Origin of the sequence: Streptomyces sp. NPDC023723 (genome assembly GCF_040639815.1) — a bacterium.
Classification (GTDB): domain Bacteria; phylum Actinomycetota; class Actinomycetes; order Streptomycetales; family Streptomycetaceae; genus Streptomyces.
In genome coordinates this window covers 19,628-44,327 of record NZ_JBFAAP010000027.1, presented here as the reverse complement: position 1 = coordinate 44,327, position 24,700 = coordinate 19,628, and the positions used below count along the sequence as shown (strand labels likewise).

The window sequence follows — 24,700 nt, the reverse complement described above, 5'->3', positions numbered from 1 at the left end:
TCAGCCCTTGGGGACGATCTGTATGTCGAGGTCGATGACGATGCTCGGTCCGACCACGGCGATGCCGCGGGCCAGCATCGTCTGCCAGCTCACCGTGAAGTCGTCGCGGTGCAGTTCCGTGCTGGCCCGGCAGGCCGCCCGCGTCTCGCCCTCCATGCCGTTGCCCAGCCCGAGGTACTCGGCGTCCAGGGTGACCGTCCGGGTCACGCCGTGCAGGGACAGTCCGCCGGTGACCGCCCACCGGTTCCCGCCCCGGTGCGCGAACCGGTCACTGTAGAACTCCAGCGTCGGATACCGCTGCACGTCCAGGAAGTCGCCCGACCGCAGATGGTCGTCGCGCATCCGCACATTGGTGTCGATGGATGCCGCGTCGATCACCACGTGCATCGCCGACTGCTCCATCTCGTCGGCGATCCGCACCGCCCCCGCGAAGGAGTTGAACCGTCCGTGGATCCGGGCCAGTCCGATGTGCCGCGCGGTGAAACCGATCGAGGAATGCGCCGGCTCGATCTCCCAGTCCCCCGCCTTCGGCAGCTCCAGGGGCGCCGCGACCTGCAAGGTGACATCACCGAGCGAGGCGAGCGAGTCCTCGACCACCGTCGCGGACGCCCGGTACGGGGTGAAGCCCTCGGCGGACACCGCGAGCCGGTACTCACCCGCCGGCACCGCCGTGACGAACGACCCGTAGGGGTCCGTGCCGCCGCTGACGATCTTGCGCCCCATGCTGTCGCTCACCGTCAACTCGGCGTGCGCCACGGGTTCGTTGACCGGGTCCAGCACTCTGCAGCTCAGCACTCCGGCACTCGGCGGCACCTGCACCGCCGCCAGGGGTCCCGTCCGTCGAACCCGCTTCGCGCGGCTTCCCAACAAGCGGCCGATCATCTGCGACACCCTCTGCACGACGCGAAACATCCCTTACCGAAGATGCATTCGATCACCGTTGAGGCTTTCCAGGCAACACGGAGCCACATCACATCAATGCGGCGCATGTGCGGGCACTGCACATGAGTGGCCCCGTTGTGGCCCGAATTAACGGCTCCGGTACGGGTTTCGCACAGCTGTCGCACAGCCGGATCGCCCTGCCCGACCGTCCCTCAACTCCCCGTCACCCGCAGGCCCTCCTCCCCCGTACCCGTGACCGCCAGCGCGCCGTCCCGGTCCGTCCGCAGCACCGCGGCGCCCTGGGCGCGCAGTGCCGCGAGCGTGCCGGGGGCTGGGTGGCCGTACATGTTGTCCGCGCCGCAGGAGACCAATGCCACTCGCGGGGCGGCCCGGCGCAGCAGCCCGGGGTCCTGGTGGGCCGAGCCGTGATGGGCCACCTTGAGCACGTCCACCTCCGCCAGCGCGGCGGCCGCCGGTGACCGGGCCAGCGCCCGCTGGGCGGGCGGTTCCAGGTCCCCGAGCAGGAGCAGCCGCAGGCCGGCCGTCCTGACCAGCAAAGTGACGCTGGCGTCGTTCGGCCCCTGCACACCGGGCCGCGGACTCGGCGTGGGCGGTGGCGGCCACACCACCTCCCAGGACAACGCCCCGGTCCGGCGCCGCTCCCCGGCGACCGCGGGCCGCACCGCGATGCCGCGGGCCGCCGCCTGCGCACGGACGAAGTCCACCTGGTCCGCCGGTTCCTCGAAGCCGGTCGTCTCGATGGCACCCACCGACCTACCCCGCAGCACACCGGGCAGACCCGCCACGTGGTCGGCGTGGAAGTGGGTCAGCACGACGAGCGGGACCTTGGTGATCCCGAGCGAGCGCAGACAGCGGTCGACGAGGACCGGATCGGGCCCGGCGTCCACCACCACGCCCGTGCCCGCGCCCGCCGCCAGCACCAGCGCGTCGCCCTGCCCGACGTCGCACATCACCAGCCGCCAGTCCGGCGGCGGCCAGCCCGTGACCACCCGGGTCAGCGGCGCGGGCCGCAGCACCGCGACCGCCAGCACCAGCACACAGACACCGCACCACCAGGGATGCCGGACCAGCCGCCGCCCCGCGAGCAGCGCACCGCCCGTGACCAGCGCGAGCAGCGCCGCCCCGGTCCAGCTCCCGGGCCAGTCCACCCCCGCCCCCGGCAGCGCCGCCCCGGTCCGGGCCACCCCGGCGAGCCAGCCGGCCGGCCAGCCCGCGCACCACGCCAGCGCCTCGGCCACCGGCAGTGCCACCGGAGCGGTCAGCAGCGCGCCGAAGCCCAGGACGGTGGCCGGCGCGACGGCGAACTCCGCCAGCAGGTTGCACGGCACCGCCACCAGGCTCACCCGCGCCGACAGCACCGTGACGACAGGCGCGCACACCGCCTGGGCGGCGGCAGCGGCGGCCAGCGCCTCGGCGAGCCGGGGCGGCACCCCTCGGCCGCGCAGGGCGGTGCTCCAGCGCGGTGCCAGCGTGAGCAGCGCGCCGGTGGCCAGCACCGAGAGCAGGAAGCCGTGACTCCGGGCCAGCCACGGGTCGTACAGCACCAGCAGCAGTACCGCCGTCGCGAGCGCCGGGATCAGGGATCTGCGGCGGCCGGTGGCCAGGGCGAGCAGCGCGACGCCCCCGCAGGCCGCGGCCCGCAGCACGCTCGGGTCCGGTCCGCACACGACGGTGAAGCCGAGGGCCAGCGCCGCGCCGAGCAGTGCCGTGGTCCGCAGCGGAACGCCGACGCGGGGTGCCAGTCCCCGGCGTTCGCTGCGCTGCGCCAGGCCGGGCGGGCCCAGCAGCAGGGCGAGCAGGATGGTGAAGTTGGCGCCGCTGACCGCCAGAGTGTGCGCGAGGTCGGTCTCCTTGAACGCCTCGTCCAGGTCCGGGGTGATCCGCGAGGTGTCGCCGACCACCAGGCCCGGCAGCAACGCCCGGGCGTCCGCCGGGAGATCGTCGGTGGCGGCCCGCAGCCCGGCGCGCAGCCGTCCGGCGACCCGCTGCGAACCCGACGGCCCGGCCAGCACGTCCGGCGCCGCCCCGCCCCGTACCCGCCACAGGGCGGCGATGCGGTCGCCGTCCACCGCCGCGGGCGCCGACCGGGCCGTGACCCGCACCCGCGTGGTGGGCAGCAGCCCGAGCCAGGGCGAGGCCCGGGCCCGGTCGGTGACCGTCCCCGGCCCAGCGGGAGCGCGGGCCGGCGTCCCCGCGGCCACGTCGACGATCATCCGTACCGGTGTCCGGGTCGCCACCGCCGTCCCGTCCGCCCGCCGCACCCGGCGGACGTCCGCGTCGACCAGCACGGCGGGCGGCGCCGCGTGGTTGCCCTGGACGCGGGGGCGGGTCAGGCGCGGGACCGAGGTCAGCTCCACGTCGGCGGTCACGGTGGCGTACCGCCGGGCCAGTTCCGGTACCGGGCCCCGGCGCGGGTCCGCGCCGTGCAGTCCGGCCGAGGCGGCGGACGCGGCGACGCAGAGCAGCAGCGCGGCCACCGCGGGCCGGTGTCTCCCCCGGGCTTCGCGGCGCGGCAGCAGCAGTATCCCGGCGACGACGGCACAGCCGGCCACCGCGCAGACCGTCCACCCGGCGGGCAGGTCCAGGAACAGGGCCGCCGCGGCCCAGGCCCCGAGGGCGGGCGGCACCAGGCGCAGGTCCGCCGGTCCCTCCTGCCGGGGACGGGCGGCGCCGAGCCGCTTCCCGGAGGCGGCGTGCACGGCCGCCCGGGTCGCCGGATACCCGTCCTGCCGGTCGTCCGCCGCGTGGACCGGCTCGGTCGGGCCCGTCATGGCCGTACGAGATCGCGCAGGTCGGCGAAGCGGCGCTCGCCGATGCCGTTGACCTCGCGCAGTTCGTCCACCGAGCGGAAACCGCCGTTCCGGGTCCGGTACTCGACGATGTGCCCGGCGAGAACGGGGCCGACCCCGGGCAGCGTGTCGAGCTGCTCGACGGTGGCCGTGTTGAGGGAGAGGGGAGCGGCGGGCGCCGCTCCCGATACCCCGCTGGCCGGGCCACTCCCGGCTCCGGCTCCGGTCCCGGTCCCGGTCCCGGTCCCGCCGACAGGGTTCGCTCCGACCATCGCGCCCTCGGGTGGTGGGCCCACGACGACCTGTTCGCCGTCCACCAGGAACCTCGCTCGGTTGAGCGCGTCGGTGTCGGTGCCGGGACGTACGCCGCCGGCCGCGCGCAGGGCGTCCGCCACCCGTGAACCCGGCGGCAGACGGTGGACACCGGGTTCACGGACCTTGCCGCTGACGTCCACCACGATCTCGGCGCCCGGCGCTCCGGTCGCCGCCGTGCCCGTCCCCGACGGCGCCCCGGTGGCCCCGGCCGCTCCCGCGGGCGCGCTGTCCCCGCCGTACGGCGTCGCCGCCGCCCGCACCACGTCGGGTGCGCGCACCGGCTGGGTCCGGCCGGTCCAGAAGTGCTGTGCCGCGAGGCCCGCGGCGGCGACGAGCACCACGGTCAGCGCCAGCGCACCGCGCCGCTCCAGCCCGCACCTGGTCTGGAGCCACAGCGGCAACCGCTCCCGCAGCGCCAGCCGGGCCCGCTCCCACCGGGAACCCACGTCACGGGCGGCCCCGACGCCCGCCGCCCCGGTGGCCGTGTCGGCCCCGAAGCCCGCGTCCCCCCGGGCACCCGCACCGCCCCCGACGTCCGCATCAGCCCGAACTCCCGCACCACCCCGGGAGTCCACGTCGCTCTCCGCCCTGCGCGCCCCGAGGCCGTCCGCAGGAGGCCCTGCCTCCCGCCGCCCGGGCGGTGCCTTTCCCGACTCCCGGTGCGGCACGCCGCCCCGTTCGCCGAACAGCGCCTCCGCCCGCTCCCGGAGTTCCTCCGCCGGGGCCCGGCGGACCTGGTGCCGTACCCGGCCCGGGTGCCGTACCCGGCCGCCGGCCTGCGCCCGTCGTCGGTGGCGGAAGCGGCCGTCGGAGGCGGGGAGGCGGCCCGGGCCGCTGGTCGGGGCCATTGCGCGAGAATGCGATCGAAGTGCCATGCGAAGAGGATCGGACGATCCGGCACACTCGCGCTGATCATGGTCGGTTCCTGTGGACCGCCGCCCCGCCTGTGGATATCTCCGTCACTCACACGAGTGACGTGCTCATCGGGAGGCAGGTCTCAGACAGACCGCACGCACACCTCACCGCGACGAGACGACAACCCCCAGCAGCCCGGGCCCCGTATGCGCCCCGATCACCGCCCCCACCTCACTGACATGCAGGTCGGCCAGGGCCGGCACCCGGACCCGCAGCCGGTCCGCCAGGGCCGCGGCACGGTCGTGGGCGGCGAGATGGTGGACGGCGATGTCGACCTCGGCGCCGCCCGCCCGGTCGGCGGCGATCTCCTCCAGGCGGGCGATGGCCCTGGAAGCCGTGCGCACCTTCTCCAGCGGCTCGATCCGGCCGCCGTCCAGCCGCAGCAGCGGCTTCACCGCCAGCGCCGACCCGAACAGCGCCTGCGCGGCCCCGATCCGGCCGCCGCGGCGCAGATAGTCCAGGGTGTCGACGTAGAAGTAGGCGGAGGTGCCCGCCGCCCGTTTCTCCGCCGCCGTGACGGCCTCGTCCACCGTGCCGCCGTTCTCCGCCGCCTCGGCCGCGGCGACCGCGCAGAAGCCCAGTGCCATCGCGATCATGCCGGTGTCCACGACCCGTACCGGGACGGGCGCCTCGCGGGCCGCGACCACCGCCGCGTCGTAGGTGCCCGAGAGCTCGGCGGACAGGTGCAGCGAGACGATGCCGGTGGCGCCGGAGCCGGCCGCCGCGCGGTAGGTCTCGGCGAACATCTGCGGACTGGGGCGGGAGGTCGTGACCGGCCGTCGCTTCTGCAACGCCTGGGCCAGCGATCGGGTCGAGATCTCGGTGCCCTCTTCCAGCGCCCGGTCGCCCAGCACCACGGTCAGGGGCACCGCGGTGATGCCGTGCCGCTGCATCGTCCGGGGCGGCAGGTAGGCCGTTGAATCGGTGACGATCGCGACATGGCGGGACATGAGCTGGAGGTTACCTGCCGTAGCGCCCATACGGCAGTCCGGCCCCGGTCACCGGCACCGCACCCGCACGTACACCCGCCCCCGCACCCGGGCCCGCCCCCGGGCCCTTGGTCATTCGCATCCGCACGATCAGGTCGTGCTCTCCGGCCGCGGCTTCTTCTGCCAGGGATACGCCGGGCGCGGCCCGGTCGGATCGAGCGCCGGGCGGGCCGGGCGCGCCGAATCCTCGGCGGAGGCCGGCCGCCCGGTCCGCCGCGGGCCGGCCTCGTCGGCGCCGGCAGCAGCAGCCGGGGCCTCGGGCCACGGAGCCGACGGTGCCGCGGGCTCCGTCCGGGTCCAGTGCCGCAGGGCCCCCGCCTCCACGTCGATCTGCGCGCTCAGCGAGTCCAGGTCGTCGTCGGCGAACCGGCGGGCCCGGTCGCGGGCCGCCCAGCGCAGCGAGTCGGCCGCCTGTGTGATGCGCCCGGTGCGCTCGCGCAGCCCGGGGAGGCGCTGGGCGAGGGTGGCCCGGTCGGGCTCGGTCTCCAGCCGGCGCAGCTCCCCGTCGAGCTCGTGGCCGTGCGCGCTGAGCCGCTCGAACAGGCCCAGGGACTCCTTGAGGGACTCGTCGTCGGCCACGCCCGCGTGCAGCGCGTCCTGCGTGGCCCGCATGGACGTGCGCAGCGACAGCCGCAGCCGGGCGACCTCACCGGCCGAGCCCGGCTGGACCAGGGACTTGGCGCGCAGCGTGTGCTCCTCCACCGTGCGCCGCGCCTGGGTGATGCCGCGGTCCACACCGCGCTTGGCGGCACCTACCGCCTTCACCGTGGCGTAGGCGCCAAGGACGATCACGAGCACGAAGAGCAGGGCGACGACTGCGATCACTGCTTCCAAGATCTCCTCCTCGGGCCCCGCGGGCGCGGCCCGGCTCGCACCGCGCCACTCTTCAACGGTAAACGCCACGGGCAGGTTCGGAGTTCCAGAAAAACCCCGAACCTGCCCGTAGGGGACCGCCCCTATGCCGTGGCCGTCACCCGGCGTCGCTCACGCCGGCACGATGTTGACCAGCTTGGGCGCCCGCACGACGACCTTGCGGATCCCGGCGCCGTCCAGCGCCGCCACCACCTTCTCGTCGGCCAGCGCCACCTTCTCCAGGTCCGCCTCGGAGATGTCCGGGGCGACCTCCAGCCGCGCCTTGACCTTGCCCTTGACCTGGACGACGCAGGTCACCGTCTCGTCGACCACGTACGCCGGATCGGCCACCGGGAAGTCCTGGTGCACCACCGAGTCCGAGTGCCCCAGCTTGCGCCACAGTTCCTCGGCGACGTGCGGGGCCAGCGGCGCGATCATCAGCACCAGGGCCTCGGCGACCGGCCGCGCGAGCGGGCCGCCCACCTTGGTCAGGTGGTTGTTCAGCTCGGTGACCTTGGCGATGGCGGTGTTGAAGCGCATGCCCGCCAGGTCGCCGCGCACCCCGTCGATCGCCTTGTGCAGCGCCCGCAGCGTGTCCACGTCCGGCTCGGCGTCGACGACCGTCACCGCGCCGCTCGTCTCGTCCACGATGTTCCGCCACAGCCGCTGGAGCAGCCGGAACTGGCCGACCACCGCGCGGGTGTCCCACGGCCGGGACACGTCCAGCGGGCCCATCGCCATCTCGTACAGGCGCAGGGTGTCGGCGCCGTACTCGGCGCAGATCTCGTCGGGCGTGACCGCGTTCTTCAGCGACTTGCCCATCTTGCCCAGCAGCCGCGACACCTTCTCGCCCCGGTAGAAGTAGGCGCCGTCGCGCTCCTCCACCTCGGCGGCCGGTACGGCGATCCCGCGCGCGTCCCGGTAGACGTACGCCTGGATCATGCCCTGGTTGAACAGCTTGTGGAACGGCTCGGACGAGGAGATGTGCCCCAGGTCGAACAGCACCTTGGACCAGAAACGGGCGTACAGCAGGTGCAGCACGGCGTGCTCGGCGCCGCCGACGTACAGGTCGACGCCGCCGTGCGGCTGCCCCTCGCGCGGGCCCATCCAGTACCGCTCGATCTCCGGGTCGACCAGTTGCCCGGAGTTGTGCGGGTCCAGGTAGCGCAGCTCGTACCAGCAGGAACCGGCCCAGTTGGGCATGGTGTTGGTCTCGCGCCGGTAGCTGCGCGGGCCACGGCCGTCGCCCAGGTCCAGGGTGACGTGGACCCAGTCCTCGTTGCGGGACAGCGGCGTCTCCGGCCGGGTGTCGGCGTCGTCCGGGTCGAAGGTGCGCGGGGAGTAGTCCTCGACCTCGGGCAGTTCCAGCGGCAGCATCGACTCGGGCAGCGGGTGAGCGATGCCGTCCTCGTCGTAGACGATCGGGAAGGGCTCGCCCCAGTAGCGCTGGCGGCTGAACAGCCAGTCGCGCAGCCGGAAGTTGACGGTGCCCTCGCCGATGCCCCGCCCGGTCAGCCACTCGGTGATCCGCGCCTTGGCGTCCACCACGCCCAGGCCGTCCAGGGAGACGTCCGCACCGGTCGAGTTCACGATCTCGGCGTCGTACGAGGCGAAGGCGTCGTCCCACGTCGAGGTGTCGGTGGAGCGGCCGTCGGAGGGCGCGACGACACAGCGCATCGGCAGCTCGAAGGCGCGCGCGAAGGCGAAGTCACGGGTGTCGTGCGCCGGTACGGCCATGATCGCGCCGGTGCCGTAGCCCATCAGGACGTAGTCGGCGATGAAGACGGGGATCTGCTCGCCGTTGACCGGGTTGGTGGCGTACGCGCCGGTGAAGACGCCGGTCTTGTCCTTGGCCTCGGCCTGGCGCTCCACGTCGGACTTGGCGGCGGCCTGCGCGCGGTAGGCGGCGACCGCCTCGGCCGGGGTGGCGTGGCCGCCGGTCCACACCTCGTGGGTGCCCTGCGGCCAGGCGGCCGGCGTGACCTTCTCCACCAGGGGGTGTTCCGGCGCCAGCACCATGTAGGTGGCGCCGAACAGGGTGTCCTGGCGGGTGGTGAAGACGGTGATGTGCTCGCCGTCGACGGGGAAGTCGACGCGGGCGCCCTCGGAACGGCCGATCCAGTTGCGCTGCTGCAGCTTGATGGCCTCGGGCCAGTCCAGCTCCTCCAGGTCGTCCAGCAGCCGGTCCGCGTAGGCGGTGATGCGCATGTTCCACTGGCGCAGCTTGGACTTGAAGACCGGGAAGTTGCCGCGCTCGGAGCGGCCGTCGGCGGTGACCTCCTCGTTGGCCAGCACCGTGCCCAGGCCGGGGCACCAGTTGACCGGCGCGTCGGAGGCGTAGGCCAGCCGGTACTCACCCAGGACGTCGGCGCGCTCGGCGGCGGTCAGTTCGCGCCAGGCGCGTCCCCCGGGCACCTCGCGCGCGCCGGACTCGAAGGCGGCGACCAGTTCGTCGATCGGCCGGGCCCGGCCCGCCTCCTCGTCGTACCAGGAGTTGAAGATCTTCAGGAAGATCCACTGGGTCCACTTGTAGTAGTCCGGGTCGATCGTGGCGAACGACCGGCGCTTGTCGTGGCCCAGGCCCAGCCGGCGCAGCTGGACCCGCATGTTCTCCATGTTGGCCTCGGTGGACACGCGCGGGTGCGTGCCGGTCTGCACCGCGTACTGCTCGGCGGGCAGGCCGAAGGCGTCGAAGCCCAGGGTGTGCAGGACGTTGTGGCCGGTCATCCGCTGGAAGCGGGCGAAGACGTCGGTGGCGATGTACCCCAGCGGGTGGCCGACGTGCAGGCCCGCACCGGACGGGTACGGGAACATGTCCATGATGAACTTCTTGGGCCGGTCCACCACGGCCGGGTCGCCCGCCAGGTCACCCGTCGGGTTGGGGGCGGCGTAGGTGCCCGCGACGTCCCAGAAGTCCTGCCAGCGTGCCTCGATCTCGGCCGCCAGGGCAGCCGTGTAGCGGTGCGGCGCCACCACCTCGGCGGTGGCGGCGGGGTTCGTCTCGCTCATGATCCTCAAAGCTCCATCGATCGTCTTCGCCCACGGCTGCGGTTCTCATTCGGGACAGAAATGAAAAAGCCCCTCGCACAGGAGGGGACGCCGCGCCGATTCCGACCTCTCCGGAGCACCGGCGGTCGGTACTGATCAGCGCGGCTCGCTAAGCAGAAGGCGTACGGCACGCATGGCGTCAGGGTACCGCAGTCCCCGATCGGGCCGCGACGGGCTTCCGGGCCCGGACACCGGCCCAGGTTTACTTCGCGTAACAGCCACTAAGGGGCATCACAACGAGCGCACAGCCATTTGGTAACGACGCAATAACTCAAACCTGGTACTCACAGGTATGGCGCCACTTAGAGTGCGGCACCGGGACCGCTTCCCCGAACCGCTCGGAGTGCCCCCATGAACCCATCCCTCGCCGCCACGGCGGACGACTCGTTCGCGGAGTTCCTCGATTTCGGCGCCGGCGTCCTGGCGCTGGTCTGTCTCAGTTGCTCGGTGATCTGGGGTCTGGTCGCCCAGGACCGGATCCTGCTCGTGGCCCGCCAGCGCATCCTGGCCCAGGCGGTGCACCGCGGTACCGCCGTCGCCTCGATCGTCTTCCTGCTGGTGCACGTCGGGGTCAAACTGGCGCTGGCGCACACCACCTGGGTCGCCGCGGTGATCCCGTTCGGCCTGCTCCTCACCGACGACGAGCAGTTCGGCGGCCGGGCCTTCCTCATCGGCCTGGGCACCCTGGCCGGACTGCTCATGATCTTCGTGGGCGTCACCGGTGCCCTGCGCAACCGCTTCGCCTCCCCCGCCCCGGTCGCCGCCCGCTGGCGGGCCATGCACATGCTGGCCTACCCGGCCTGGAGCGCGGCCCTGCTGCACGGCCTGTACGCGGGCCGCGCCGCCAAGCCGGTCTTCCTGGTCCTGTACGGCCTGTCCCTGGCCGGGGTCATGGCGGCGCTCGCGCTGCGCGCCGCCCCGGGCCCGGTCAAGCGCCGGATCGCCGACCGCGTCGCGGCCCTCCTCGACCAGGGGGGCCGCCGGGCGGAGCGCGCGGAACCGGCCCAGGACGGCGCCCGCGCGGCGTCCGACGCCACCGCCACCGCCACCCTGCCGGGCTACGAGACGGCGGGCGTCCCCCGGCAGCGCACGGCCGCCCACCCGCAGTCGTACGAAGCCGCCGCCGGGCCGTACGCACCCGCTGCCGCACCGTACGAAGCCGCCGCCGGGCCCTACGAGTCCGCGTCCGCCGCCGCCCGGGAGCCCGCGAACGGGTTCGCCGCCGCCTACCGCGCGGTCTCCACCCCGCAGCGCGACTGGCAGCAGCCCGCCGCGGCGCCCGCCGGTGCGATGCCCCCGGGCGGCTGGCCGGTCCCGTCCCCGCCGCCGGTCGGCGAGGCCCCGCCGTCGGCGTACGACCCGCTGACCGACACCGGACACACCATCCCGGCCTACGGCAATCCGGACCCCTACGGCTACCGGTCGAGTGACGTGTACGACACCGGTGAGACGAACACCGTGCCCGGCCCGTACTACCCGGATGACACGTACACGAGCGGTCCCGCCCCCGAACCGGCACCCGGCGCGTCCTACGACTTCGACGCACCGGGGCCGGGTGAACCCTGGAACACGCCTTCCGGAGGCATCTAGTGAACGAGGCCCTGCCCGACGTCCCCGAAGTCCGCGTCGTCGGGCTTCCGCAGCTCACGTCGGGCTTCGACCTTGTCGAACGTCTGGATCTGCCCATGCACCTGAAGGTGCACGGTCCGCTTGAACCGCTTGGCGGTGAACAGCTCGCCAAACTCGCCGAGGCGATCAATCTCCGGGGCCGCGGCGGCGCCGGCTTCCCCTTCCACAAGAAACTGCGCTCGGTCGCCGAGGCGGCGATCAAGCGCGGCGTCCGCCCGGTCGTCGTCGTCAACGGCAGCGAGGACGAACCGGCCTGCCGCAAGGACACCGTCCTCATCAACCGGGCCCCGCACCTGATCCTGGACGGCGCGCTGCTGTGCGCCGAGGCGATGGGCGCGCGCACCCTGGTCATCGGCGTCACCCGGGAGTCCACCCAGCGCTCCATGGAGGCCGCGCTCGCCGAACGCGGCCTCAGCAACGGCCGCCGCTCCGCCCTCCGTGCCCGCGTGCAGCGCAATCCGGTGCGGATGGTCACCGGCGCCGCCGCCTCACTGATCCGCTCCATCGACGGCGGCCCGGCGATCCCGCCCGGCCGCAAGGTCAGCGCGTCGAAGAGCGGGGTGGGCGGCGCCCCGACGCTCCTGTCGAACGCCGAGACCTTCGCCCAGCTCGCCATCGCCGCCCGCATCGGCCCGGAGCGCTACGGCAACACAGGCCTGTACGACGAGCCGGGCACCGTGATGCTCACCGTCTCCGGCGCGGTCGCCCGCCCCATGGTGATCGAGGTCCCCACGGGCGTACCGCTGCGCTACGTCCTCCAGTTGGCCGGCGCCCCGCCGGTCCTCCAGGGGGTGCTGACCGGCGGCTACCACGGCAAGTGGATCGACTCGGCCACCGTCGACGAGGCGATCGTCTCCCGCAACTCGCTGGACGCGGTGGGCGGTTCGCTCGGCGCCGGCGCCATCCTGCCGATCGGTCAGGAGACGTGCCCGCTGGGCGAGTCGCTCCGGGTGGCGCAGTGGCTGGCGGAGGAGAGCGCGGGCCAGTGCGGCCCCTGCTACCTCGGGCTGCCGGCCGCCGCGCGCGGCCTGGCGGACATCCTGAACGGCGGCGGTCCGGCCGCCCTGGAGGCGCTCAAGCAGGTCGCGAAGAACGTCAAGCGGCGCGGCGCGTGTTCGCACCCGGACGGCTCGGCGATGTTCCTGGAGTCGACCGTCAAGGCGTTCACCGACGACCTGGCCGCCCATGTCCTCGGCAACGGCTGCGGACGGCCGGTGGAGGGCGTCCTGCCGCTCTTCGAGGGGGGCCGGGCCCCGACCGGCATCCCGGGCGGCGGCGCGTCCGAGGAGACCGGCCCCAGCCGCCAGAAGATCTACGTCGACTGGACGCTGTGCCGGGGCCACGGGCTGTGCGCGGACATCCTGCCGGAGGTCTTCCAGCTCGGCGCCGACGGTTTCCCGACCGTGGCGCAGGCGGCGGTGCCGCGCTACGCGGAGGCCAAGGCGCTGCGCGCGGTGCGCCGCTGTCCGGCGCTCGCGCTGCGCATCGAGGAGGACACCCGCACCCAGGCGCCCGCCCGGGCCAACCTGCCGGTGCTCTCGCAGGGCCGCGGCCGCCGCGCGCTCGGCCGCTGAGAGGAACCGACGACGAACAAACCCCCCGGATCACCGATCCGGGGGGTTTCCCTGTGATTGTGGAGCTAAGGAGAATTGAACTCCTGACCTCCTGCATGCCATGCAGGCGCTCTACCAACTGAGCTATAGCCCCGCGCTTTACCGCTTCGCTCCGCCGGGTTTCCCTGGCGGCGACGCCAACATTACACGGTCACCCGGGCCCAACACCAAATCGTTCCCGCCCTGCCCGAAGTGCCCGTTTCGCCCGTCATGCGGTCACGAAGGAGTGGAACCGCTTGAGCGTGCAGTGCTCCTCCAGCAGGCGCCCGTAGATCGGCTCGCCCTCGAGTTCGCGGTACGTCTCGATGGGGTCGCCTTTTATGATCAGCGCCCGCGCGCACTCCTCGCACCAGTACTGGTACTCCGGGTTGACCGGTTCCATGTCGCGGACGATCGGGGTGCCGCTGCCGCACCAGTCGCACTTCCGCCTGTGTGCCCCCATCGATCAGCTCCAGCTGCGGTCGCGGACCGTGCACACGTACGCGACGCCGCCGCCGTCCCCGAGGATGCTCGCAGGCATCGGTACTCCCTCCCGTCGGGCCGCGCCCCCTACCGGCCGTTTGATTCTGCCACGCCCGGACCGACACGGTCAGCGACGCCTCAGTACCAGTACGGACACGGTGACCGGCGCGGATCTCCACGGAGCTATACGTCCGACGGGCCCTGGACGCTCAAGCGGGGGAACGAAAAATCCCGCCCCTCAAGGGGACGGGATTCATCGTGATCCTTGCGTGCGATCCTTCTGTGGAGCTAAGGAGAATTGAACTCCTGACCTCCTGCATGCCATGCAGGCGCTCTACCAACTGAGCTATAGCCCCCGGGCCGGTGTTCTTCCCGCTCGGCGGGGCGAACAAGAAGAACTTTAGCCTGCGACCTGCCGGAAAGTGAAATCCGGGCCCGCGCGCGGCTCGGTCCTCGGCTCGATCCTCGGCTCGGTCGCCGGCTCAGTCGTCGTCGCCGAGCACCGGCTCCGGCAGACTGCCGGCGTTGTGCTCCAGCAGCCGCCAGCCGCGGGCGCCCTCGCCGAGCACGGACCAGCAGCAGTTGGTCAGGCCGCCCAGGGCCTCCCAGCTGTGCGCGTCCAGGCCGAGGAGGCGGCCGATGGTGGTGCGGATCGTGCCGCCGTGGCTGACCACGACGAGGGTGCCGGCCGCGGGCAGCTTGTCGGCGTACCGCAGCACCACGGGGGCGGCGCGGTCGGCGACCTCGGTCTCCAGTTCGCCGCCGCCGCGGCGCACCGGTTCGCCGCGCTTCCACGCCGCGTACTCCGCGCCGTACCGGGCGATGATCTCCTCGTGCGTCAGTCCCTGCCAGGCACCCGCGTACGTCTCGCGCAGGCCCTCGTCGTGGGCGACCTCCAGGCCGGTCAGCGCGGCCAGTTCGGCGGCCGTGGCGGCGGCCCGCCGCAGGTCCGAGGCGACGATCGCGTCGGGCCTCAGGCCGGCCAGCAGCCGGGCAGCCCGGCGGGCCTGGGCGACGCCGGTCGCGGTCAGCTCGACGTCCGTGGTGCCCTGGAAGCGGCGCTCCACGTTCCACGACGTCTGGCCGTGCCGCCACAGGATGACGCGGCGGCCCCGGCCGGGCCCGGCCGGCACCTCGTCCGTGGAGGTCATCGCCGCTCCCCGCCCGGCTCGGCGTCCTCCTCGGCGGCCCTGGCCCGGGCGTGCTCCTCGGCCTTGCCCCGGGTCGCCTTCGCGTCGGCGGGCAGTTCCAGCTCGGGGCAGTCCTTCCACAGCCGCTCCAGGGCGTAGAAGACCCGCTCCTCGCTGTGCTGGACGTGCACGACGATGTCGACGTAGTCGAGCAGGACCCAGCGGGCCTCGCGGTCGCCCTCGCGGCGCACCGGCTTGGCGCCGAGCTCCTTGCTGAGGCGTTCCTCGATCTCGTCGACGATCGACTTGACCTGTCGGTCGTTGGGGGCGGAGGCCAGCAGGAAGGCGTCCGTGATGGACAGCACGTCACTGACGTCATAGGCGATGACGTCGTGCGCCAGCTTGTCGGCGGCCGCCTGGGCGGCGGTGTTGATGAGCTCCAGGGAGCGGTCGGTCGCGGTCACTACCAGGCTTTCGGTCGGCGGTCGTTTGACCCCAAGGGTCTCACGACCGCCGACCGCGCCCCCGTGCGCTCACCGTCCGGTCACGACGCGGGCTCGTAGTCCTGGCCGAGGATCACCGACACCCGCGCGTTGCCCGACACCTCGCCCTTGGCGACCGCGTCGGTGGACAGGCCGAGGGTCTTGGCGACCTCGGTGGCGTTCTCCTTGTCGGCGGCGTCCGCGTAGCGCACCTGCGAGGTGGCCTGGGCGGTGGCGGCGGTGCCGCCCTCCACGAAGGTGAAGCCGCCGTTGACCAGGGTGACCCGGACCTTGGCGGTGTTGTCCTTGTCGCCGCTGGCGTTCTGCACGGAGACACTGACCGCCGCGCCCTCGTCGGGGCTCTTGGCGGTGCCGCCGAGCACGTCCTTGACGACACCGGAGCTGTCCTCGGCGCTGAGCGTGCCGTCGTCCTGGACGGGCAGCAGGGCCGTCTTGTGGTCGCCGCCCTTGGCGAGGTCGGCGAGCGAGGCGAGGAAGGAACCGAGGTCCTCGTCGGTCAGCGGCGGGTCGAGGATCATCCCCAGCGTCTGCACCGTGGTCGTCGCCGCCTGCGCGTCGGACGACAGCTTGCGCAGCACCCCGTGCATGACCTGCCCGAACCGCTCCAGCTGGGCGGACTGCGCCTCCCCGGACGCCTGGTAGGTGGCGTAGGCGACGGCCATCTTGCCGCTGAGGGTCTGCCCCTCGCCCTGGTGGACCAGGACAGCGGCGTCCTTGGCGTCCTTGGCGTCCGGGTCGGGTACGTCGGTGTCCGCGTCGACCTCGATGTTGCCGACCAGGTCGACGAGGTTCTGCAGGTAGGGGGTGTCCAGCCGCCAGGTGCCCTCGATGTCGGTGCCGAGCACGGAGTCCAGCGCGTCCTGGGTGGCGTCGGGGCCGTCGTCGTCGACCGACTTGGCCAGCGTGGTGACGGAGCCGTCGTCGCCGGTCAGCGCCAGCGAGTTGGGCAGCAGCACGGTGGTGGCCGTCTTGGTGGTGGTGTTGTTCACGAGCAGCGCCGTGGAGGTGGAGCCGCCGTCCGTGTCGTGCAGGTGCAGGGCGATGACGTCGCGCTCCTGGGCGCCCGCCGCCGTCGTACCGCCGTTCTTGGCGTCCGACGAGGACAGGCCGGGGAGCTTTCCGGCGTACCAGAGGTAGCCGATGCCGCCCACCGCGACGAGGGCGAGGACGACCACGAGGGCGACGGTACGCGCGCGTGCCCGGCGCCGGGCCTCCTCGCGGCGCTCGGTGCGGTTCTCCGTGAACTGCATCCAGTCGATGACGTCCTCGGAGTCGCCGTCCGGCTCCTCGACGAAGGCGAACTGCTCGGTGCGGTACTCCGGTTCCGCCGGGCCGGCGCCGTCCGGCTCCTCGCGCGGGCCCGCCTGCTGCGGGATGCGGGCGGTCTGCTGGACGGCCTGCGGCTGCCCGCCGGTGGCAGCGGCGTAGGGGTCGTAGGCGCTCTGCGGGGGGACGGGGGCCTGCTGACCCGTGTCGTAGGTGTCGTAGGAGTTCGGCGGGGGAACGGGGGCCTGCCGACCCGTGTCGTAGCCGTTGCCGTTGCCGTTGCCGTAGGGGTCGTACGGGGCGGCGGGCTGCTGCTGCCCGGCGGTGCCGTACGGGTCGTAGCCGTACCCCTGCTGCGGCTGCTGCGCGTACGGGTCGTACGTCTGCTGCGGTGCCGGGGCCTGGCGGTAGACCGGCCGGCCGTACTCGTCGTAGCCGACGACTTCGTACGGGCCGTCCTGGCCGCCGCCCTGTCCCGCGTCGTATCGGTCGTTCACCGGTGCCCCTCTCGGCTCACTCGCCGCGGTACAGCTGACGCTTGTCGATGTAGCGCACGACTCCGTCGGGCACCAGATACCAGACCGGATCGCCCTTGCCGACCCGCGCCCGGCAGTCCGTGGACGAGATGGCGAGGGCGGGGACCTCGATCAGGGAGACGCCGCCCTTGGGCAGGCCCGCGTCGGTCAGGGTGTGGCCGGGGCGGGTGACGCCGATGAAGTGCGCCAGGGAGAAGAGTTCCTCGCTGTCGCGCCAGGTGAGGATCTGGGCGAGGGCGTCGGCGCCGGTGATGAAGAACAGGTCGGTGTCCGGGTTGAGCGAGCTCAGGTCGCGCAGGGTGTCCACGGTGTACGTGGGACCGCCGCGGTCGATGTCGATGCGGCTCACCGAGAACTGCGGGTTCTCGACGGTGGCGATGACCGTCATCAGGTACCGGTCCTCGGCGGCGGAGACCGCGCGGTGGCTCTTCTGCCAGGGCTGCCCGGTGGGCACGAACACCACCTCGTCGAGGTGGAACTGCGTGGCGACCTCACTGGCCGCGACGAGGTGCCCGTGGTGGATCGGGTCGAAGGTGCCGCCCATGACGCCGAGCCGCCGTCTGCCCGGTGTCGACGGGCCGTTGCCGGGCCCCGGGCGGTGCGGTGTGCCGCTTGGCGTGCCGCTCTCCGGGCCGTTCACCGGACCGGTAGGCATGTCCTGCTCTCCCATGCGTGCAGACCCTACCGGCCCCGGCGGCACGCCTCGGCCGCCAGTTCCCCCGGGACGCCGCTCAGCGGTCCCGGTTGAAGCGCGTGGTGATCCACAGCAGCAGCAGCAGGATGACGAAGGCGCCGATGCCGGTGACGTAGGGGCTGAGGCTCTCGTGGTTGCCGCCGTGCTCCTCGCCCTCGGCGGCAAGGGTGACCAACTGGGCAGCGGTGCTGTTGAAGCTCATCTTCGGCAGGACCTATCGCGTGTGGGCGGGATAAAGACGTGCACTCATCGTATGCGGGCACCCCGCGCGCGATCACGCCGACTCCGCCGTTGGAGAGGGTCCGGGCCGCCCGGGGGAACCTTCCGGCCGCCTCAGTCGTCCTTCGATTTGTAGCCGCGCAGCAGGAACCACGCGGTGAGCACACAGCCCAGCACCATCACGATCAGCACGATCTGGAGCAGGTGGCTCGACCCGGGCTGCTCGGCGGCGGCCCCGGCGAGCTGGGCGGGGTGGGGGACATGCTCCATGACACGGACTCCTTCGGTGTACTGCCCGTCCACGGTATCTCCGCCTAGGCTGGGCTCTGCTTCGGGGGCACAAAGGACCGCACAAGGGTTCGCAAAGGTCACTAGGACGTACCTGGGGGAAGACATGACCGACGGCCACCAGAGCAACGGGCACGAGCGGGTGCCCGGCAGGTCACGCAGGCGGTTCCCGGGGATCTCCTCGCGCGCGTACGAGCATCCGGCCGACCGCAGCGCCCTGGTGGCGCTGCGCAGGCTGAGCGGGTTCGACACGGTGTTCAAGGCGCTCAGCGGGCTGCTGCCGGAGCGGAGCCTCAGGCTGCTGTTCCTGTCCGACTCGGTGCGCGTCTCGGACCGGCAGTTCGCCCATCTGAACGACATGCTGCGGGACGCCTGCTACATCCTGGACCTGGCGAAGGTCCCCCCGATGTACGTCAACCAGGACCCGACGCCGAACGCGATGTGCATCGGCCTGGACGAGCCGATCATCGTGGTCACCACGGGGCTGGTCGAGCTGCTCGACGAGGAGGAGATGCGGGCGGTGGTCGGCCACGAGGTCGGGCACGCGCTGTCCGGGCACTCGGTCTACCGGACCATCCTGCTGTTCCTGACCTCGCTGGCCGTCCGGGTCGCCTGGATCCCGCTGGGCAACCTGGCGATCATGGCGATCGTGACCGCGCTGCGCGAGTGGTTCCGCAAGTCGGAGCTGTCCGCCGACCGCGCGGGGCTGCTGGTGGGGCAGGACCTCACGGCGTCGATGCGCGGCCTGATGAAGATCGCGGGCGGCAACCACCTGCACGAGATGAACGTGGACGCGTTCCTGGAGCAGGCCGAGGAGTACGAGGCCGGCGGCGACCTGCGCGACTCGGTCCTGAAGATCATGAACGTGCTGCCGCGGTCCCACCCCTTCACCACCGTGCGCGCCGCCGAGCTGAAGAAGTGGGCGGCGTCCCGGGACTACCAGCGGATCATGGACGGCCACTACCCGCGGCGCGACGAGGACAAGGACGCCTCGGTACGTGACTCCTGGCGGGAGTCGGCGTCCAGCTACGCCACGCATGTGCGCACCTCCAAGGACCCGCTGATGAAGCTGGTCAACGACATCGCGGGCGGCGCCGGGGACCTCGGCGGCCGGGTGCGGCGGGGCTTCGGCGGATTCGGCACCGCGCAGCCGGGGCCGGCCAAGGGCGCCGAGGGCTCCGGGGACTCCGGCGGCCCCGGTGACCCGGAGGGCCCGGAGGACTCCTCGGGCGGATCGCCGGACGGCCCGCACGAGCCGCGCGCCTGACCGGGGCCCCGCGGCCGGCCGGACCGACCGTCGGACCGGTCGGACCGGCCGGTCACGCCTTCGGCTGTGCGCTCTCGGCCAGGGTGCCGCACAGGGCCGTGGCGTCGCTCGTGGCGTACGGGTCGGTGCCGGCCGGGCCGCCCTCCTTGGCGGTCTGTCCGGCGAGCAGCGGGCGCAGGTACCCGGCCGAGTCCTCGGCGCAGGACAGCGGTCCGGCCTGGACCGAGGTGAGGGTGAGCCGGGCCTGGTGCAGCCGCAGGTCGTCCCGGTCGAAGCGGAAGCGCAGCTCGCGCCGGACGGTGAACAGCGACACCTCGGCGCGGCTGTCGCCGGTGGGCCGCAGCGGGTAGACGACGGTGTGGGTGGCGACGACCTCCAGGGTGGCGGAGTCGCTCTCCTGGGCCCGCAGGGAGCCCCGGATCCGGATCTCGGTGCCGGCCAGCTCCACCCGGGCCGGGTCGAAGCGGATCAGCCATCCGGTGGCCGCGTGCCGGCCGTCGGCGGCGGGCTCGGCGATGCTCTGGTCGAACTGGCCGGTCTGGTCGGGGTCGAGCAGTATCCGCACCGAGCGGGTATCGCCGCCGACCAGCACCGCGGGATCGAGCGCCGAGCGTACGACGTACTCCTTGGCGGTGAGCAGGGCGTTCCTGACCTGCTCGTCGGCGAAGTGGGCGGTGCTGCGGTAGGGCGGCAGGGGGACGCCCGCGGCGCCGGCCCGGAACTGCGCGGCGGGGCTGTGCGCGAACAACTGCCCGGCGTCGGTGCCGCCGGGTACTTTGCCGCGCGGGGCGAGCGGGACGACGGTCATCCGCACCTGCTCGGCGGGCTGCCGCGCGGCCGGGCTCTGGTAGGGGTGGCGGACGCCCATGTAGACGGCGGTGCCGAAGGCGACGGCGATCAGCACGACCAGGATCAGGGCCTGCCGGGACAGTCCGCCGCGGCGCAGCGGCGGGCGGCGGCGCACGGCGGGCGCGTGGTCGGCGATGCGTTCCTGGGCGGAGAATTCCTGGAGGTGGGCAGCGCGGACGAACGATTCGTCGAAGACGACGGACCGGTATTCGTCGTCGCCGCCTCCGGGGGCGCCCTCGGGTGTCCCCTCAGGCGGGTCTGAAGGCCCTCCCATATCTTCAGAGTAGGTCTCCGGGAGCCCAGGTAAACGCGCTGGTACACGACAAGTTCGGACAGCTTCGCGCCGAGCCGGTCGGGGCGGGCGCGGGCGCCGCTCAGGGGCTGCGCGGGATCACCGGGACGGCGGGCTGGGAGTAGTCGGCGGAGGCCGAGGGGGTGGCGGCGCCGCTCTGCTCGGGGCCGGTGGAGGCGGGCGGCGGTCCCTGGTCCCGGTCGCGGTCCGCGGAGGCGCCCCGGTAGACGGCGGAGAAGGCCAGCGCGACCATGCCGATGCCCATCACCAGGGCGAGCATCCAGGCGACCGGGCGGTGCCAGCGGACCTGCTTGCCGTAGCTCGCGGGGGCGCCGTACGGGCGGTCCAGGGGGTCGGCGTCGTAGTCCGGGTCGTCGTAGTCGGGGTCGGCCGGGTCGTGGCCGAGTTCGCCGTATCCGTCGTCGTAGCGCTCGCCCCTGGTGCGGGCGCGGCGGGCGGCCTCGGCCTCGGAGGCCTCCGCTCTGGCCTGGGCCGCGGCCAGCAGCCGTTCGACCGCGGTCGGCTCGTGCACCCGCGCCGCCCGGACGAAGTCCTCGTCGAAGACCACGGAGGCGAACTCTTCGTCCGACACCCCGCGGTCGTGGTCGTCGTCGGGCTCCCAGCCGTCAGGGAACGGCGTGCCCCCCACGTTCTCCGGCACCGTTCCAGAGTAGACCTGGGGGGTCATTTTGGGCAGACGGTGTGGAAAACCATCCGGTGGCTGAGACGGGCGCGGGGCGCTCCGCGAGGGGCGTGCACCCGTCCGCGCGCCGGGTGCCGGTTCAGCGCCGTACGTGTCCGTCGCCGGTGACGATGTACTTGGTGCTGGTCAGTTCCGGCAGGCCCATCGGGCCGCGGGCGTGCAGCTTCTGGGTGGAGATGCCGATCTCGGCGCCGAAGCCGAACTGGCCGCCGTCGGTGAAGCGGGTGGAGGCGTTCACGGCGACGGTGGTGGAGTCGACCAGTTGGGTGAAGCGGCGGGCGGCCTGCTGCGAGGTGGTCACGATCGCCTCGGTGTGGCCGGAGGTCCACAGCCGGATGTGCTCGACGGCCGTGTCGAGGGAGTCGACGACGGCGGCGGCGATGTCGTGGGAGAGGTACTCGGTCTCCCAGTCCTCCGGCGTGGCCTCGACGATCGTCGCCCGGGCGTCCTTGGCGTACGCCATCACCCGTTCGTCGGCGTGCACGGTGACGCCGGCGTCGGCGAGGGCGTCCAGGGCGCGGGGCAGGAAGTCGGCGGCGATGTCCTGGTGCACCAGGAGGGTCTCGGCGGCGTTGCAGACGCCGACCCGCTGGGCCTTGGAGTTGACCAGGATGTCGACGGCCATGTCGAGGTCGGCGGCGGCGTCGACGTAGACGTGGCAGTTGCCGGTGCCGGTCTCGATGACGGGGACGGTGGACTCCTGGACGACCGTGTTGATCAGGGCGGCGCCGCCGCGCGGGATCAGTACGTCGACCAGGCCGCGGGCCCGCATCAGCTCGCGCACGCTGTCGCGGTTCTCGCCGGGGACCAGCTGGACGGCGTCGGCGGGCAGGCCGGCGCCGCCGACCGCGTCGCGGATCACCCGGACCAGCGCGGTGTTCGACCGGTACGCGGAGGACGAGCCGCGCAGCAGGACCGCGTTGCCGGACTTCAGGCAGAGCGCGGCGGCGTCGACGGTGACGTTGGGCCGGCCCTCGTAGATGATGCCGACCACGCCGAGCGGGACCCGGACCTGGCGCAGGTCGATGCCGTTGGGCAGGGTGTTGCCGCGGACCACCTCGCCGACCGGGTCGGGCAGCGCGACGACGTCCCGTACGTCGGAGGCGATGGCCCGCACCCGCTCCGGGGTGAGGGTCAGCCGGTCGATGATGGCCTCGGGGGTGCCGGCCTCGCGGGCCTTGGCCACGTCCTGCGCGTTGGCCTCGACGATCTCGCTGGTACGGACCTCCAGGGCGTCGGCGACGGCGAGCAGCGCGTCGTCCTTGACGGCCCGCGGCAGCGGCGCGAGGTCGGCGGCGGCGGCCTTGGCCCGGTAGGCGGCCTGGGTGACCGGGGACATCGAGTCGTACGGCGAGAGCGTGGTCATGGGGGAAGGGTAGTGCGCGGGGCGGGCCCGTTCAGGGCGTGTCCCACACCCCGAGACAGGGGGTTCGGGGGGTGGTACGGCGGGGCAGGACCGTTCCGCTCAGAAGGGGTGCACGCCGACCGGCGTGGCCGGGGCCGGTCCGTAGCCCGCCGCGATGCGCTGGTGGTAGGTGACGCGGTCGATGACCTCCAGGCCGACGATCTCCCAGGGCGGCAGGCCCGCGGTCTGCCGGTGCTCGCCCCACAGCCGCAGCGCGACAGCGGCGGCGTCGTGCAGGTCGCGGGCCTCCTCCCAGTACCGGATCTCGGCGTGGTCGTCGGCGTAGCGGCTGGTCAGCAGGAAGGGATGGTCGTGGGCGAGCTGTTCCAGGGCGCGGCGCACCTCGGGCAGCGGGGTGCGGGCGCCGGAGACGCTGAGGGTGACGTGCCACAGGCGCGGCACCTCCTCGGACCTCTGGTCGGGGAAGCGGTCGCCGGCCGCGACGCTGGTCAGGGCGCGTTCCTCGCCGGCCGCGCGGGAACCGGCACCGCCGCGGGACGCCGCCGCCCCCGGGCGCACTCGTCTCACGACGGCCTCCTTCTCGCTCGCGCGTCGCCCCGGCGCGGTCGGCCCGGACGCTTGTCGCTGCTTGTCGCCTGCATGTCGCCTGTATGTCGCCGCTTGCGGCTGTTTGTCGCCGCTTTTGTCCGTGCGGCAAGTCCCTTGGACAAAGTTGAGCAGGCCGCACGGCGTCGCGGGGCGCTTTTGCGGAACGTCCACCACCGGTGCGGGGACGTTTCGACCCATTACGGGTGCAGGATCACCAGATCGTCCCTGTGTACGACCTCACGTTCGTACGCGGGTCCGAGGTCGCGGGCCAGCTCCCGGGTGGAGCGGCCGATCAGCCGGGGGATCTCCTTGGCGTCGAAGGAGACCAGGCCACGGGCGACCGCGCGCCCCGCGCCGTCCCGCAGTTCGACCGGGTCGCCCGCGCCGAACTCGCCCTCGACGGCGGCGATCCCGGCGGGCAGCAGCGACTTGCGGCCCTCGACCACGGCACGTACCGCCCCGTCGTCCAGGGTGAGCGCGCCCTGCGGCGCGGAGGCGTGCTGGAGCCACAGCAGGCGGTGGGTGGAGCGCTTGCCGGTGGGGTGGAAGTAGGTGCCGGTGTCCTGGCCGGTGAGCGCGTCGGCGGCGTGCACGGTGCTGGTGAGCACCACCGGGATGCCGGCCGCGGCGGCGATCCGGGCCGCCTCGACCTTGGTGACCATGCCGCCGGTGCCGACCCCGGCCTTGCCCGCGCTGCCGATCTCGACGCCGCCGAGGTCGGCGGGTCCGGCGACCTCGGCGATGCGGGCGGTGCCGGGGCGGCTCGGGTCGCCGTCGTAGACGCCGTCGATGTCGGAGAGCAGGACCAGCAGGTCGGCGCGGACCAGGTGGGCGACGAGGGCGGCGAGCCGGTCGTTGTCGCCGAAGCGGATCTCGTCGGTGGCGACGGTGTCGTTCTCGTTGACGACCGGGCACGCGCCCATCGCGAGCAGCTTGTCCAGGGTGCGGGCGGCGTTGCGGTGGTGCGAGCGGCGGCTCATGTCGTAGGAGGTGAGCAGGACTTGGCCGACCCGGACGCCGTAGCGGGCGAAGGAGGCGGTGTAGCGGGCGACCAGCAGGCCCTGGCCGACGCTGGCGGCGGCCTGCTGGCGGGCCAGGTCCCTGGGACGCCGGCTCAGCCCGAGCGGCGCGAGGCCGGCGGCGATGGCGCCGGAGGAGACCAGCACGATCTCCCGCTCCCCCGCCGTGCCGCGCACCTTGGCGAGTACGTCGACCAACGCGTCGACCCGGTCGGCGTCCAGGCCGCCGGCCGCCGTGGTCAGCGACGAGGAGCCGACCTTGACCACGATCCTGCGGGCCTCACCCACGGCCTGCCTTGCCGCTGCCACCTGTACTCTTTCCCCTCGCGTCCGACCTTTCCAGCAATCTACGCGAACCCGGTCCGGCGCCGCGCGGCGGTCCACGCTGCGGACAGACATCCCGTGACCGTTCGCTCACGCAACGCACTTGGCCGGAAAGTTGTGCCGAATGCCAGTAGAAATCAA

At 73.1% G+C, this 24,700-nt stretch carries 21 protein-coding genes and 2 tRNA genes; 3 read left to right on the top strand and 20 right to left on the bottom strand.

What is annotated here, in order from left to right; genetic code table 11:
• From AB0G32_RS25250 to leuS, 6 genes are all read right to left on the bottom strand, one after another.
• Positions 1–882: a YceI family protein gene (locus AB0G32_RS25250; protein WP_361167464.1), complete on the bottom strand. Its 882-nt coding sequence runs from the start codon at positions 880–882 to the stop codon at positions 1–3.
• Between the two features lie 212 nt (positions 883–1,094).
• Positions 1,095–3,674: a ComEC/Rec2 family competence protein gene (locus AB0G32_RS25245; RefSeq protein ID WP_361167461.1), complete on the bottom strand. Its 2,580-nt coding sequence runs from the start codon at positions 3,672–3,674 to the stop codon at positions 1,095–1,097.
• Positions 3,671–4,882, bottom strand: a complete 1,212-nt coding sequence (locus AB0G32_RS25240; protein WP_361167458.1) for a ComEA family DNA-binding protein — start codon at positions 4,880–4,882, stop codon at positions 3,671–3,673. The genes AB0G32_RS25245 and AB0G32_RS25240 overlap by 4 nt, the downstream gene beginning before the upstream one ends.
• A 144-nt stretch (positions 4,883–5,026) precedes the next feature.
• Positions 5,027–5,872 carry a DegV family protein gene (locus AB0G32_RS25235; RefSeq protein WP_361167455.1) on the bottom strand — a complete coding sequence of 282 codons (846 nt, stop codon included), beginning with the start codon at positions 5,870–5,872 and terminating at the stop codon, positions 5,027–5,029.
• Between the two features lie 129 nt (positions 5,873–6,001).
• The gene (locus AB0G32_RS25230) at positions 6,002–6,745 is read right to left on the bottom strand and encodes a hypothetical protein (protein ID WP_361167452.1); all 744 of its coding nucleotides are present in this window, start codon (positions 6,743–6,745) and stop codon (positions 6,002–6,004) included.
• A gap of 150 nt (positions 6,746–6,895) precedes the next feature.
• The gene (gene leuS / locus AB0G32_RS25225) at positions 6,896–9,772 is read right to left on the bottom strand and encodes a leucine--tRNA ligase (protein WP_361167449.1); all 2,877 of its coding nucleotides are present in this window, start codon (positions 9,770–9,772) and stop codon (positions 6,896–6,898) included.
• Positions 9,773–10,162: 390 nt separating this feature from the next.
• On the opposite strand from leuS, the gene AB0G32_RS25220 reads away from it, so the two are divergent.
• Positions 10,163–11,401: a cytochrome b/b6 domain-containing protein gene (locus AB0G32_RS25220; RefSeq protein WP_361167446.1), complete on the top strand. Its 1,239-nt coding sequence runs from the start codon at positions 10,163–10,165 to the stop codon at positions 11,399–11,401.
• On the top strand, positions 11,401–13,014 hold the full coding sequence (locus AB0G32_RS25215) for an NADH-ubiquinone oxidoreductase-F iron-sulfur binding region domain-containing protein (protein ID WP_361167443.1): 1,614 nt from the start codon (positions 11,401–11,403) through the stop codon (positions 13,012–13,014). Before AB0G32_RS25220 ends, AB0G32_RS25215 begins: the two co-directional genes overlap by 1 nt.
• Positions 13,015–13,074: 60 nt before the next feature.
• Here the strand turns inward: AB0G32_RS25215 and AB0G32_RS25210 are convergent.
• The 9 genes from AB0G32_RS25210 to AB0G32_RS25170 all read right to left on the bottom strand — a co-directional run bounded on the left by AB0G32_RS25210 (position 13,075) and on the right by AB0G32_RS25170 (position 18,133).
• Positions 13,075–13,147: transfer RNA gene (locus AB0G32_RS25210), tRNA-Ala, on the bottom strand.
• A gap of 114 nt (positions 13,148–13,261) precedes the next feature.
• Entirely contained in the window at positions 13,262–13,495 is a 234-nt protein-coding gene (locus AB0G32_RS25205; protein WP_361167440.1) for a hypothetical protein, read from the bottom strand.
• Positions 13,496–13,798: 303 nt separating this feature from the next.
• A tRNA-Ala gene (locus AB0G32_RS25200) sits at positions 13,799–13,871 on the bottom strand.
• A gap of 126 nt (positions 13,872–13,997) precedes the next feature.
• Positions 13,998–14,666 carry a histidine phosphatase family protein gene (locus AB0G32_RS25195; RefSeq protein WP_361167437.1) on the bottom strand — a complete coding sequence of 223 codons (669 nt, stop codon included), beginning with the start codon at positions 14,664–14,666 and terminating at the stop codon, positions 13,998–14,000.
• Entirely contained in the window at positions 14,663–15,109 is a 447-nt protein-coding gene (gene rsfS, locus AB0G32_RS25190) for a ribosome silencing factor (protein WP_361167434.1), read from the bottom strand. Before rsfS ends, AB0G32_RS25195 begins: the two co-directional genes overlap by 4 nt.
• 80 nt (positions 15,110–15,189) lie before the next feature.
• Positions 15,190–16,911 (bottom strand): LytR C-terminal domain-containing protein, encoded by a 1,722-nt coding sequence (locus tag AB0G32_RS25185; RefSeq protein WP_361167431.1) that lies wholly within the window; start codon positions 16,909–16,911, stop codon positions 15,190–15,192.
• Between the two features lie 16 nt (positions 16,912–16,927).
• Complete coding sequence (gene nadD, locus AB0G32_RS25180) at positions 16,928–17,620, bottom strand: nicotinate-nucleotide adenylyltransferase (RefSeq protein WP_361167428.1); 693 nt, start codon at positions 17,618–17,620, stop codon at positions 16,928–16,930.
• A 61-nt stretch (positions 17,621–17,681) separates the two neighbouring features.
• Positions 17,682–17,846 (bottom strand): hypothetical protein, encoded by a 165-nt coding sequence (locus AB0G32_RS25175; protein ID WP_361167425.1) that lies wholly within the window; start codon positions 17,844–17,846, stop codon positions 17,682–17,684.
• Between the two features lie 131 nt (positions 17,847–17,977).
• The gene (locus tag AB0G32_RS25170) at positions 17,978–18,133 is read right to left on the bottom strand and encodes a hypothetical protein (protein ID WP_361167422.1); all 156 of its coding nucleotides are present in this window, start codon (positions 18,131–18,133) and stop codon (positions 17,978–17,980) included.
• A gap of 124 nt (positions 18,134–18,257) precedes the next feature.
• Here AB0G32_RS25170 and AB0G32_RS25165 point away from each other — a divergent pair, with 124 nt between their 5' ends.
• Complete coding sequence (locus tag AB0G32_RS25165; protein ID WP_361167419.1) at positions 18,258–19,418, top strand: M48 family metallopeptidase; 1,161 nt, start codon at positions 18,258–18,260, stop codon at positions 19,416–19,418.
• A gap of 52 nt (positions 19,419–19,470) precedes the next feature.
• Here the strand turns inward: AB0G32_RS25165 and AB0G32_RS25160 are convergent, their stop codons facing one another.
• From AB0G32_RS25160 to proB, 5 genes are all read right to left on the bottom strand, one after another.
• Positions 19,471–20,541, bottom strand: coding sequence for a hypothetical protein (locus AB0G32_RS25160; RefSeq protein WP_361167416.1), 1,071 nt, complete (start codon positions 20,539–20,541; stop codon positions 19,471–19,473).
• A gap of 100 nt (positions 20,542–20,641) precedes the next feature.
• Complete coding sequence (locus tag AB0G32_RS25155; protein ID WP_361167414.1) at positions 20,642–21,247, bottom strand: hypothetical protein; 606 nt, start codon at positions 21,245–21,247, stop codon at positions 20,642–20,644.
• A gap of 94 nt (positions 21,248–21,341) precedes the next feature.
• Positions 21,342–22,628 (bottom strand): glutamate-5-semialdehyde dehydrogenase, encoded by a 1,287-nt coding sequence (locus tag AB0G32_RS25150; RefSeq protein WP_361167411.1) that lies wholly within the window; start codon positions 22,626–22,628, stop codon positions 21,342–21,344.
• 99 nt (positions 22,629–22,727) lie between these two features.
• A complete protein-coding gene (locus tag AB0G32_RS25145) occupies positions 22,728–23,195 on the bottom strand; it encodes a hypothetical protein (protein WP_361167408.1) in 468 nt (155 codons plus the stop codon).
• Between the two features lie 218 nt (positions 23,196–23,413).
• Entirely contained in the window at positions 23,414–24,544 is a 1,131-nt protein-coding gene (gene proB / locus AB0G32_RS25140; protein ID WP_361167405.1) for a glutamate 5-kinase, read from the bottom strand.
• Between the last annotated feature and the right edge of the window lie 156 nt (positions 24,545–24,700).

Bases quoted from the DNA above. Each gene is read 5' to 3' on its own strand.
- AB0G32_RS25205 (WP_361167440.1), bottom strand. From the start codon at position 13,495: ATGGGGGCACACAGGCGGAAGTGCGACTGGTGCGGCAGCGGCACCCCG.
- AB0G32_RS25160 (WP_361167416.1), bottom strand. From the start codon at position 20,541: ATGGGAGGGCCTTCAGACCCGCCTGAGGGGACACCCGAGGGCGCCCCC.
- AB0G32_RS25250 (WP_361167464.1), bottom strand. From the start codon at position 882: ATGATCGGCCGCTTGTTGGGAAGCCGCGCGAAGCGGGTTCGACGGACG.
- AB0G32_RS25165 (WP_361167419.1), top strand. From the start codon at position 18,258: ATGACCGACGGCCACCAGAGCAACGGGCACGAGCGGGTGCCCGGCAGG.
- AB0G32_RS25170 (WP_361167422.1), bottom strand. From the start codon at position 18,133: ATGGAGCATGTCCCCCACCCCGCCCAGCTCGCCGGGGCCGCCGCCGAG.
- AB0G32_RS25245 (WP_361167461.1), bottom strand. From the start codon at position 3,674: ATGACGGGCCCGACCGAGCCGGTCCACGCGGCGGACGACCGGCAGGAC.
- AB0G32_RS25175 (WP_361167425.1), bottom strand. From the start codon at position 17,846: ATGAGCTTCAACAGCACCGCTGCCCAGTTGGTCACCCTTGCCGCCGAG.
- AB0G32_RS25220 (WP_361167446.1), top strand. From the start codon at position 10,163: ATGAACCCATCCCTCGCCGCCACGGCGGACGACTCGTTCGCGGAGTTC.
- nadD (WP_361167428.1), bottom strand. From the start codon at position 17,620: ATGGGAGAGCAGGACATGCCTACCGGTCCGGTGAACGGCCCGGAGAGC.
- AB0G32_RS25195 (WP_361167437.1), bottom strand. From the start codon at position 14,666: ATGACCTCCACGGACGAGGTGCCGGCCGGGCCCGGCCGGGGCCGCCGC.
- AB0G32_RS25155 (WP_361167414.1), bottom strand. From the start codon at position 21,247: ATGACCCCCCAGGTCTACTCTGGAACGGTGCCGGAGAACGTGGGGGGC.
- leuS (WP_361167449.1), bottom strand. From the start codon at position 9,772: ATGAGCGAGACGAACCCCGCCGCCACCGCCGAGGTGGTGGCGCCGCAC.
- AB0G32_RS25240 (WP_361167458.1), bottom strand. From the start codon at position 4,882: ATGGCACTTCGATCGCATTCTCGCGCAATGGCCCCGACCAGCGGCCCG.
- AB0G32_RS25235 (WP_361167455.1), bottom strand. From the start codon at position 5,872: ATGTCCCGCCATGTCGCGATCGTCACCGATTCAACGGCCTACCTGCCG.
- AB0G32_RS25150 (WP_361167411.1), bottom strand. From the start codon at position 22,628: ATGACCACGCTCTCGCCGTACGACTCGATGTCCCCGGTCACCCAGGCC.